We start from the raw sequence: 9,103 nt of genomic DNA, 5'->3' as shown, positions 1-9,103 counted from the left end.
GGAGTCTCACCGCGTCTTTCATCCCACACGCTTGTCGAAGCGATTATAGTGTGGGGATTCCCGTCTGTTTAGCTAAATGCAGGGGATTGTTGAGGGAAAACACAGATTGCAATAAATCTGTATGCAAATTCACCTTTTCTACCAAAGAAAACTTAATTTGACTTTGGTCTTTTTTAACTGTAACATAGTGAACTCCCGACTCTTGGCAAAAAATAAGTCCATCCGGCTGTTGTTGCACCCAAGCCAGCCGCTGTTGAATATTCGCTAAATTGATAGCTTGCCAATTTATTTGTTCGTCAATCATCTGATTTTAAATTTTATAGTCCAGGATGCACGAGTGGTCAGAAACCGGGTTTTTCACCCAAATCCTTCGTCGTAGCCGACAGATTCAGCAAAAAACCCGGTTTCTTTGGTTTAACGCGGGTAATCATTAATTTTATTTTCTATATTATTAAAAACTATGAGACAAATTAAGTAGATGATACCCGCTTGTAAGCCACTAATTCCAAACCCGAAATTGAAATTTCCAATCTTTCCCAATCTTGCTTCTCACCTTCCAAATTTTCAAACGCCGCTGAGGTGAGCAAAATCTCTCCCCGTTCCGCCAAATCCTCTCCCAGCTTGGATGCTAGATTAAATTCCGATCCATACATATCCTCTCCTTCCAGCATCAAAACATCGCCGCAGCCAATACCAATGCAGAGGTAAATATCCATCTCCGGTGGCAGTGTCGTGTTGACAGCCCCCGTTTGTTTCAGAGAGTCGATTGCAGCTTCCACTGCTAATTTTACATCGGGAAACACTGCAAAAATATTGTCGGCTTCCTCCTTAACAACAGTACCGCCGCATTCCGAAATTATCGGTTTGACAATTCCGTGCATCCGGTGAATCATTGCCAGAAAATGGATGATTCCGTAGCGGACAGTCGTGCGCGAAAATCCCGACATATCCATTACCAAAATCGTGTGATTTTGGCTGAAAGTTGCATTAATTTCGGCATCAATTTCTGCCATTTTTTCGGGATGTTCGTTTCTTTCTTGCAGCAATTTTTCCAAGTTGGTGCGGTTATTTGTTTTCATTGATTTTAATTAATTAAATTCCCAATCTCGACAGAAAGCTTGAGGGCGACCAGCGGGATGCACTGCACAATTAATGCCGTCTTTCCCGTAATAATAATCGCAGACTTTGCAAGGTTGAGTCTCCTCTAATTTTTTCATCAAAATTGCCCGGATTGTCTGGACTCGATTGCGATATTGGTTGGCATTCGAGTGACTCGGTTCAATTGCCAAAGCTTGCTGAAAAGCTGCTAAACTGGTATCATACAATTTAATGATTTGAGTGCTATATTTTGTCCAAGCATCGGCGCTACTTTGATACAGTTCGATCGTACTTAAGTTTAAAATACCGTATTCCGTCCAAGCGTCCGCTGAAGCTCGATCGAACTTAATATTGGCATTTAGTAACACTTTTTTGATCGTTGACAAAAGTTCCCTCGGCTGCCAAGGTTTGCTAACATACGCTTCGGCGCGATCGATCGCCCTGGAGAACAAAGCTAACTGCTGTCCCTTCCCGGTTAAAAATACGATCGGTATATTCCGAGTTTCGGGATTAGCTTTAATTAAACGGCAAACTCCGTAACCGTCCATGCGGGGCATTACGATATCTAATAATACTAAATCTGGGGAATTTCTTCCAACTTTATCCAGCGCTTCCACACCGTCTGATGCTTGAATTACATTTAATCCGCTGCATCTCAACTGATGTGAAATGCACTCCCGCTGGCTGCGGGAATCTTCCACCACTAAAACTGTACTCATCACTCCCACCCGGTTTCTGATGTAAACTTGTTCGCTGCTTCGAGTTGCCCTGATAAAATTATTTTACCCACATTGGATTATTTTGTTATCACTGGCGAGCTAGATTTACTCAAATTGCAACAAATCTTAAACTGGGAAGTGCAGGCGATATTGATCGCCAAATGCTGGTTGCCAATACGCGGACAATTGTTGAAGGTTTGGGTGGCAAATATTCGGCTTTGGCGTTGCTGATTTACGGTATGAACGGCTAAATATGCAAATCATAAAAACCATTGTCCACAAAGCTTCTGGATTTTTGCCTAATTCTTTTTCATACCCTGATTAAGCAACGCCGAATCTTAAAGATGCAGGCAAATGATTTCGATCGGGACTTACGCATCGAAACCAAAGAAACCGGGTTTTTGCCTAATTTGCTGGCTGGAACGAAGGATTTTGGTAAAAAACCCGGTTTCAAATCGCGCTTGCGTCCAAGATTATTGATGATATTCGATCGCCAGACTTGATTTTAGGGGTTGCATATTTTGAAAAATGTGCTATGGTATGACCTAATCGGTTCTTGTGGAGATCACCCACCAGAGGAAACGGGGAAAGTCCGGTGCGAACCCGGCGCTGTCCCGCAACTGTGATGAAGCGTATAGTCGTTTCTTAGTCAGGATGCCCGCCGATTGTATTGTTCAATTTAATCCATCTGCGAGGTACGGATGTCTTCAGCATTTTGTTTTCAATTCGATTCGATTTTAGAGACGCTGCGCGATCGGCTATTATGCTCCTTAACCCGTGAGAAACCTGTGGTGGAATTGGTTTCTAGGGCGACACAGTGAGTTAAAAAAGTTAGCCTCAACAGCATTATCTAGTTTTAGATGCAAGAAATATTACTGGGCTTTTGCCTGCTGTAATTTCTAACAGCTTTGTTATGGCTATGTTGGAAGTTCAGATAATTTTGTCTTGGATGCGTCACATTGCAATCTGATGGCATTGCTATAGAAAATTCAGCATCGGATACCCTTATTTTCCGACAAATTTTCTATGGAATGTCAAAAACTCAACTGGATAATTCAGAAAATATCAATAGTAAAAATTCAGTCAATTGCGATCGCTCTTTGTACTGATGACTCTATTTATTGATTAACCATACTTAGGAAAAATTATGTCAATTTCAACTGCAACCATTGGATATCCTCGCATTGGTAAAAATCGTGAAGTCAAGAAGGCACTAGAAGCCTTTTGGAGTAACAAATTAAATGCACATAATCTACTGCAAACAGTCAGAAAACTAGAAATAGAAAACTGGCAAACACAGCTAAAATCAGGTATATATCGCATCGGTGTTGGCGATACTACCCTCTACGATCATGTTCTGGATTGGACAGTTCGCCTGGGGTTAATCCCCGATCGCTTTCAGCATTTATCAGGTTTAGATCGCTACTTTGCAATGGCGCGGGGCAAAGAAGGAATACCGGCGCTAGAAATGACTAAATGGTTCGACACCAACTATCACTACCTGGTACCAGAAATTCCCTCAGAATGGCAGCCTGCCGATTTCAGCGACTTTCTAGAAACAGTTAATCGCGCTCAAACTTTATTAGGCGAAAAAGTAAGACCTATTGTCTTAGGCCCCATTACTTTACTGCGATTGAGTCGGTTTGATATACCCTTAAATGAAGCAGTTTCAAGATTGCTAGAGCGTTATATTGCGTTGCTGAAAGCATTAAAAAACTTGGGTATTTCTGAAGTTCAAATTCACGAACCTGCTTTGGTTATGGGGGATGCTGGCCAATTCAAAGAAGCCTTTGAGTCAACCTATAGTTCCTTCGCTGAAATTAAACTTCCCATCGATTTAGTTACTTACTTTGATGATTTGGGAGATACCTATCCTTGGGTGATGCAGTTACCAGTTGCTGCAATTAGCTTAGATTTCACTCGCGGACGCAATTTGGAATTGCTTAAAGAACAGGGATTTCCTGCTGATAAACGATTGGGTGTGGGAATTGTAGATGCTCGCAATATTTGGCAAATTCGTCCAGAAGAAGTGCTACCAGTGCTGCAAGATATTCAGCGAATTACGCCCGATATTGTAATTCAGCCGTCGGCATCATTGCAGTTTGTTCCCTACGATGCCGCACGGGAAACAAAGTTGCCAGAACCTCTCCGCAACGTGTTGAGTTTTGCCGAACAAAAACTGCAAGCTGTGAAGTTTTTGGCACGCAGTTTAGCCGGAGAAGAAACTGGAAGCGATCGCGCTAAAATTAGCGAGGCTTGGACAACCTTCGAGAAATTTAGCCCGACCAATATTGCCGTGCAGTAACGTCTAAAAAGCTTGACAACGAATGACTTTCAACGCAAATTATCCTACGGTTTGCGGCTATCAAAACAGATTTCTCTGCCCATTTTTCCCACTACAACGATCGGCTCGTTTCCTCAAACCCCGGAAGTGCGACAACTGCGGCTGCGCTACAAAAAGGGTGAATTGAATCAGGAAAACTATCAAACTGCGATCGACGCTCAAATTGCCGAGAGCATTAAAATTCAAGAAGAAATTGGGCTAGATGTGTTAGTGCATGGCGAATTTGAGCGCACCGATATGGTGGAATATTTCGGACAACAGTTGGATGGATTCGCCTTCACTGCAAATGGCTGGGTACAAAGCTATGGCAGCCGTTACGTGCGTCCGCCGATTATTTACGGTGATGTTGTACGCACTAATCCAATGACGGTGCGCGAGTTCAAAGTAGCGCAATCATTGACGCAAAAACCAGTTAAAGGAATGCTAACAGCCCCCGTAACAATTTTAAATTGGTCATATCCGCGCACCGATATTTCCAGACAGGTACAAGCATTTCAAATAGCTCTGGCATTGCGGGATGAAATAGCAGATTTAGAAGCAGCAGGAGCGCAAGTAATTCAAGTAGATGAACCAGCATTGCGCGAAGGCTTACCTCTGAAAGTGGAAAACTGGAATCAATACCTGTCTTGGGCCGTAGATGCGTTTCTTCTGGCTACCGCAAGCGCTAATCCTCAAACTCAAATTCACACGCATATGTGCTACTGCGAATTTGGCGATATCATCAAAGATATTGAACGGTTAGATGCCGATGTAATTTCGATTGAAAATAGCCGCAGCAATAACCAAACGCTGCATGAAATAACCGCCGCAGGTTACACCTATCAAGTGGGTAATGGCGTTTATGACATCCACAGTCCAGTGGTGCCAACGACGGAACAGATTTTGCAACAACTGCGAACTGGCATTGCTAATCTACCAACTGAACAAATTTGGGTAAATCCCGATTGTGGCTTGAAAACACGGCGTTGGGAAGAAGTAATTCCGGCGCTAAAAAATATGGTGGAAGCTGCTAAAATCCTGCGGGAGGAAGTAAATGCGACCGGAAAATAGCGTTTGGCAAGGAAATTTTGGCTGCTGGCAACAGGGATTTATTCACACCAATTTGCTGGTTATTGGTTATACAGGATGGAAGGGATTTGAGTCTTTCGGGCGGGGAGTTGTGGTTTGTGATGTGGATACTCAAGTTCTTGGTTCTACAATGACTAACCTCGAATTAATTCCTTTTCAAATCCAGTTTATTCCTTTGAATTTGATGGGATTTTATCTGCGATCGCTATCCGTTGACTCATCGACTATTCCATCTGTGATAGCAGCAACTGCTAAGTACAATCCAGAGCAAGATATTCTGCTTTTGCTTAAATTTGGTTGTCAAACAGAGGTCAATCTATTAAGCAAACTAGCAATTTTACCTGCCGATTGCTACGAACAAGTCTGTAGGCGCTGGGAGGAATTTAAACCAAGTTTGACACCCTAAAACTTCCGCTCTTAATGCCTAAATTCAACTCAATTCATAGTTCGCATAGGTTGATAAATTGATACTGGATTTTTAATAGATGATGACATCTGAAACAAATAGCGAAGATTGGCAGCAATCCTTTATTGCAACTAATCTGTTGGTGTTAGGCTATAACGCTTGGCTTGGCTATCTGAATGGTGAACGAGGTGCAGTAATTTGTAGTCTTAATAACCCATTGATGGGAGTTACTGGTGAAACATTCCGATCGCATTTTGTGCCCCGCAGTCGTTTAGCTCCCTTTCTCAATGCTTGGTTATTGGCTCCCGACACCGCCATCCTGCAAAATCACCACATAAACGGTCATATTTTGCAAGCTGCAGACACCTATAACCCTAGCAAAGACATCATTCTGCTGCTGGAATCCGGTCGGGAAGTCACGTTCTTTTATCTGCGAAATCTACCGATTTCGCCCTCGCAATGTTACGAGCAAATCTGCAAAGGATGGGAAGAATTCCAACCTCAGTCCACCCATTTGAACGAAAAAAATATACGATGCAATTGATTCAACACAAAGTTGCGATCGAACCAGTCCCAGAACGGAAGCTAGAGGGTTTTTTACTTTTGGGGTTTCGGTTTGCGATCGGTTTGGCTAGCGGTGCATTGTTTGTTCCAATAGCAATAGTGCGATCGCAAATAGCAAAGCTGCATCTTCCTAAACAGGATTCTCAATCTAAACCATCTGACTAATTCAGGACTGACGCATCAAGACCAAAAAAACCGGGTTTTTTAGCTAATCTGTAGGCTACAACGAATAATTTTCGTCCATCAAACCCGGTTTCTTCCTCAATTTTGGTGGGGATGCGTAAATTATCACAGAAACCCAGTTTCTTAGATGTGCGCGGGGTGTCAGAAACCCGGTTTCTGGCCACCGGCGCGTCCATGACTATATCGATCGCCCTACAGGTACAATCGAAGCTATAATATTAGCGCAGTAAACCGCTACTTGGAATCATGTCCGCAAATACCGCGCTACCCGCAACCCTAGCCAAAATCGTCCAGCGCTTCCAGCGACACGCCGACCCAAAACAGCGCTACGAACAACTGCTGTGGTATGCTAAGCGACTCCCAGCATTTCCCGAAACCGATAAACAGCCCGAAAACAAAGTTTCTGGCTGCGTATCGCAAGTTTATATTACCGCCAATTTGACTGACGGCAAAGTTTTGTATCAAGGCGATTCTGACGCTCAGTTAGTCAAAGGATTAGTTGGCTTGCTCGTGGAAGGTTTGAGCGGATTAACCCCTGCTGAAATAGTTAGCATTACCCCAGATTTTATTCAAGATACGGGATTGAATGTGAGCCTGACACCTTCCCGCGCTAACGGATTTTATAACATCTTTCAAATGATGAAAAATAAAGCAGTGGCTTGCGAATTGAGCGCGCAAGCAGAAGCAAATTAACAGGAGCAAAAACCGTGGATTTCCGGGATTTTTGGGGATGCACGAAGAGTATGCAGCGGATTTCGCAAATGCGGTTACATCTTTTGTTTAAGATAATTGTATTTGGTCTGATTTGGTTGTCTTTTTCTTTGCCCGTGTATGCTGTCGGAGAGCCTGCGGTTGTCAATTTGCATGAGAGTATTGTCGAAGGTGCGATCGACTTTCACATCCATTCGTCTCCCGATGTAATTCCCCGCAGGTTAGACGATTTTGAGGTAGCTGAGTCGGCGGCGCGATCGCACATGAAAGCAGTTGTGCTAAAAAATCACTATGGCAGCACAGCAGCACGGGCAGTTCTGGTCAATAAAATTGTACCGCAAATCCAAGTTTTCGGGGGAATTGTTCTCAATCATTCCGTAGGCGGGATTAATCCCGACGCTGTAGAAGCAATGCACCGCATCGGCGGCAAATATGGTAAAGTAGTGTGGCTACCAACCGTTGATTCCGAGCATCATTTGCAGGTTTTTGGCAAATCGGGAATCGGCATTAAAGTTGCGGAAAACGGCCAAGTTTTACCGGAAACAGCAGCGGTACTCAAGATTGTAGCTAGAAATAATTTAGTCTTGGAAACCGGGCACATTTCCTCAGAAGAGGTTATGGCTGTTGTCCGGCAAGCCAAACTTCTCAACATTAAAAACATCCTGATTACCCACGCAATGGCAGATGTACCCGGTTTGTCCCTAGAAAATATGCAAACAGCAGCCCAGATGGGAGCGTTTCTAGAATTAGCATTTGTCAACGATTTGATGGGAGAAAATGCCGCTGATGACGGACACAAAAACTGGCATCATGTTTCGATTAATCAGATGGTAACAGCGATCCAACTAATCGGAGCCGAGCATTTTGTTTTGAGTACAGATTTGGGAAGAAAACCCGATCCTTTGCCTGCCGAAGGTTACAAGTTATTTGTAGAAAAGTTAATGGATGAAGGAATTTCTCAGCGCGAAATTGATTTAATGAGCAAAGAAAATCCCGCTCAATTGTTAGGAATTTAGAAGGAGTAATTGGGCATCGAGTATTAGTAATGGGTAGCCACTAACAAATGACTAATAACCAATGACCAATGACTAATGACTAATGACCAATGACTAATGACCAATGACCAATGACCAATGACTCATGACCAATGACTTCTTCTATTCTTGATTGTCTTTACCACGCACATATCCGTTATCTACAATCCGCCAAGCACCGCCAGAATTGCCTGTCAAATCGCAATCATCCACCGTAGCAATGCCATCTCTGTAAACTGCGATCGCCTCACCTTCATTACCATGAATCCGACAGCGGCGCACGATCAACTTTCCTCCCAATCCGACACCGATTCCCAGACTGCCGTTATCATAGATATTGCAATCTTCTACCGTTGCTTTGCCATGATCAGAGATGAAAATTCCGTTCCATATTCCATCGTGAATTTGACAGCGGCGGATTACTGAATTAGCATCGGGGCCACAAATTACCACCACAGAATAGTTGGCAGAAGTGATATCGCTGTCTTCTATGATTAACTCGCCTTTGCGAATATCTACAGCGTAATATTTGCCCGTTGTGATCAGCGTTAAACCTCGCACTAAAGCACTGTCTGTTTGCATTAAAATGCAGTTTGAATCGCTGCTTTCAACAGTGACGCTACCCGCTTCTATGCTGCCGATAATTTCTACCGATTTGTCGATAATTAGACTTTCTTGGTACAAGCCGGGATGCACATAAATTTTCATACCTGAAACAGCATTTTTCAGCGCTTCGTTAATTGTGGTATAATCTCCTTGACCTTGCTGAGAAACCACAAATTCTTGAGTTTTTGAAGCTGCTGATTCTGAGGTTGATTCTGCAATTTCTTGTACTAATTCAAATTTGGGAGATGCTTCGGCTGTTGCAGAAATTTCCGTTGGCTGCAACCTTTCTTGATATACAGTTTCTAACTGATATTCTAACTCGGATACTTGAGATTGCAGTTGAGTTTGATTTTGATTGGCTGTCTCGATT

12 protein-coding genes and 1 riboswitch are annotated in these 9,103 nt (G+C 43.2%); of the genes, 8 read left to right on the top strand and 4 right to left on the bottom strand.

Annotated elements, in window-relative coordinates; translation table 11 throughout:
* Window positions 1-43: 43 nt before the first annotated feature.
* From QUB52_RS13410 to QUB52_RS13400, 3 genes are all read right to left on the bottom strand, one after another.
* On the bottom strand, window positions 44-304 hold the full coding sequence (locus tag QUB52_RS13410; protein WP_265237254.1) for a hypothetical protein: 261 nt from the start codon (window positions 302-304) through the stop codon (window positions 44-46).
* A gap of 166 nt (window positions 305-470) precedes the next feature.
* Entirely contained in the window at window positions 471-1,079 is a 609-nt protein-coding gene (locus QUB52_RS13405) for an adenylate/guanylate cyclase domain-containing protein (RefSeq protein WP_265237252.1), read from the bottom strand.
* Window positions 1,080-1,088: 9 nt separating this feature from the next.
* Window positions 1,089-1,817, bottom strand: a complete 729-nt coding sequence (locus QUB52_RS13400; protein ID WP_265237250.1) for a response regulator — start codon at window positions 1,815-1,817, stop codon at window positions 1,089-1,091.
* A 344-nt stretch (window positions 1,818-2,161) separates the two neighbouring features.
* On the opposite strand from QUB52_RS13400, the gene QUB52_RS13395 reads away from it, so the two are divergent.
* The 8 genes from QUB52_RS13395 to QUB52_RS13360 all read left to right on the top strand — a co-directional run bounded on the left by QUB52_RS13395 (window position 2,162) and on the right by QUB52_RS13360 (window position 8,109).
* A complete protein-coding gene (locus QUB52_RS13395; protein ID WP_265237248.1) occupies window positions 2,162-2,320 on the top strand; it encodes a hypothetical protein in 159 nt (52 codons plus the stop codon).
* A gap of 30 nt (window positions 2,321-2,350) precedes the next feature.
* Window positions 2,351-2,497, top strand: a riboswitch (cobalamin riboswitch).
* Between the two features lie 467 nt (window positions 2,498-2,964).
* The gene (locus QUB52_RS13390) at window positions 2,965-4,122 is read left to right on the top strand and encodes a hypothetical protein (RefSeq protein ID WP_332975494.1); all 1,158 of its coding nucleotides are present in this window, start codon (window positions 2,965-2,967) and stop codon (window positions 4,120-4,122) included.
* Between the two features lie 12 nt (window positions 4,123-4,134).
* A complete protein-coding gene (metE, locus tag QUB52_RS13385) occupies window positions 4,135-5,211 on the top strand; it encodes a 5-methyltetrahydropteroyltriglutamate--homocysteine S-methyltransferase (RefSeq protein WP_332975493.1) in 1,077 nt (358 codons plus the stop codon).
* A complete protein-coding gene (locus QUB52_RS13380) occupies window positions 5,195-5,635 on the top strand; it encodes a hypothetical protein (protein WP_332975492.1) in 441 nt (146 codons plus the stop codon). The genes metE and QUB52_RS13380 overlap by 17 nt, the downstream gene beginning before the upstream one ends.
* Before the next feature lie 79 nt (window positions 5,636-5,714).
* Window positions 5,715-6,179: a hypothetical protein gene (locus tag QUB52_RS13375; RefSeq protein WP_332975491.1), complete on the top strand. Its 465-nt coding sequence runs from the start codon at window positions 5,715-5,717 to the stop codon at window positions 6,177-6,179.
* On the top strand, window positions 6,170-6,364 hold the full coding sequence (locus QUB52_RS13370) for a hypothetical protein (RefSeq protein ID WP_332975490.1): 195 nt from the start codon (window positions 6,170-6,172) through the stop codon (window positions 6,362-6,364). Before QUB52_RS13375 ends, QUB52_RS13370 begins: the two co-directional genes overlap by 10 nt.
* 264 nt (window positions 6,365-6,628) lie before the next feature.
* Window positions 6,629-7,075, top strand: coding sequence for a SufE family protein (locus QUB52_RS13365; protein WP_332975489.1), 447 nt, complete (start codon window positions 6,629-6,631; stop codon window positions 7,073-7,075).
* 68 nt (window positions 7,076-7,143) lie between these two features.
* Window positions 7,144-8,109, top strand: coding sequence for a DUF6282 family protein (locus QUB52_RS13360; RefSeq protein ID WP_332966049.1), 966 nt, complete (start codon window positions 7,144-7,146; stop codon window positions 8,107-8,109).
* Between the two features lie 141 nt (window positions 8,110-8,250).
* Here the strand turns inward: QUB52_RS13360 and QUB52_RS13355 are convergent.
* A partial coding sequence (locus QUB52_RS13355; protein ID WP_332976198.1) for a right-handed parallel beta-helix repeat-containing protein occupies window positions 8,251-9,103 on the bottom strand: 853 nt, incomplete at its 5' end.

It is taken from the genome of Microcoleus sp. A6-C6 (genome assembly GCF_036705955.1).
Classification (GTDB): domain Bacteria; phylum Cyanobacteriota; class Cyanobacteriia; order Cyanobacteriales; family Microcoleaceae; genus Microcoleus.
The sequence above is the reverse complement of the archived record's forward strand: the minus strand, read 5'-3'. Positions and strand labels throughout refer to the sequence as shown.

Bases quoted from the DNA above. Each gene is read 5' to 3' on its own strand.
- QUB52_RS13410 (WP_265237254.1), bottom strand. From the start codon at position 304: ATGATTGACGAACAAATAAATTGGCAAGCTATCAATTTAGCGAATATT.
- QUB52_RS13405 (WP_265237252.1), bottom strand. From the start codon at position 1,079: ATGAAAACAAATAACCGCACCAACTTGGAAAAATTGCTGCAAGAAAGA.
- QUB52_RS13400 (WP_265237250.1), bottom strand. From the start codon at position 1,817: ATGAGTACAGTTTTAGTGGTGGAAGATTCCCGCAGCCAGCGGGAGTGC.
- QUB52_RS13395 (WP_265237248.1), top strand. From the start codon at position 2,162: ATGCAGGCAAATGATTTCGATCGGGACTTACGCATCGAAACCAAAGAA.
- QUB52_RS13390 (WP_332975494.1), top strand. From the start codon at position 2,965: ATGTCAATTTCAACTGCAACCATTGGATATCCTCGCATTGGTAAAAAT.
- QUB52_RS13380 (WP_332975492.1), top strand. From the start codon at position 5,195: ATGCGACCGGAAAATAGCGTTTGGCAAGGAAATTTTGGCTGCTGGCAA.
- QUB52_RS13375 (WP_332975491.1), top strand. From the start codon at position 5,715: ATGATGACATCTGAAACAAATAGCGAAGATTGGCAGCAATCCTTTATT.
- QUB52_RS13370 (WP_332975490.1), top strand. From the start codon at position 6,170: ATGCAATTGATTCAACACAAAGTTGCGATCGAACCAGTCCCAGAACGG.
- QUB52_RS13365 (WP_332975489.1), top strand. From the start codon at position 6,629: ATGTCCGCAAATACCGCGCTACCCGCAACCCTAGCCAAAATCGTCCAG.
- QUB52_RS13360 (WP_332966049.1), top strand. From the start codon at position 7,144: ATGCGGTTACATCTTTTGTTTAAGATAATTGTATTTGGTCTGATTTGG.